The organism is Mesorhizobium sp. M7A.F.Ca.US.006.01.1.1, assembly GCF_003997935.1.
GTDB lineage: Bacteria > Pseudomonadota > Alphaproteobacteria > Rhizobiales > Rhizobiaceae > Mesorhizobium.
In genome coordinates, this window is record NZ_RZQL01000512.1 from 1 (window position 1) to 815 (window position 815).

At 59.4% G+C, this 815-nt stretch carries 1 protein-coding gene; it reads right to left on the bottom strand.

The window, feature by feature from the left end; genetic code table 11:
* Nucleotides 1–815 (bottom strand): ATP-binding protein (locus EN943_RS37220; protein ID WP_245476126.1); only part of this gene is annotated, 815 nt, incomplete at both ends.

Genomic DNA, 815 nt, shown 5'->3' on the forward strand with positions numbered 1-815 from the left:
GACAGTATGGCCGAGATCCTCGAGCATTGCCGCGGTATTCAAAAGGACCAGCGCATCGTCATCCACTGCCAGAATCCGCAGCGACGCCGTCTCAATGGCTTCCTCGGCAAGAACATCCGGCCCGCGCGCGACTTCCGAGCTCGCGGTGGCCACCGGCAGCCACAGTTCCGCCGTCGTTCCTGCTCCCTTGCGGCTCCTAAGCGTCAGGCGCCCGCCCATTTGTTCTGTCATCCCATGGACCATAGACAGACCGAGACCCGTGCCTTTGCCTACGCCTTTTGTGGTGAAGAACGGTTCTGTCGCCCGAGCTAGTGTTTCTTCGTCCATTCCTTCGCCAGCGTCTGCTACCGAGAGGCAGACGTAGGGGCCCGGGGCCAAGCCAGCCTCTTTGCTTTCGCCGACCTGTTCCATCCGAGTGGAGATGACGATCGTTCCGCCGCCAGGCATCGCGTCCCTGGCATTGACGCACAGATTGAGCAATGCGAGTTCGATTTGACTTTCATCAACCATCACACGATCAAGCGAGAGCGGAAATTTCGTCTCTATGATCGCCCTGGAGCCCAGCGATCGTTCCAAGAGATCCTTCATTCCGTGTATGAGCCCTATCAAATCGACAGGCTTTGGATCGAGTTGCTGCCGCCGGGCAAAGGCCAGCATGCGCTGCGTCAAGGACGCTCCCCGTCGCGCGCCGAGCACCGCGTTGTCGAGAAGACGCAGCAATTGTGGATCGTCGGGAAGCCGTTTGCGGAGCAGCTCAAGACTACCCAGAATCGCCATCAGCAAATTGTTGAAATCGTGAGCGACGCCGCCCGTCA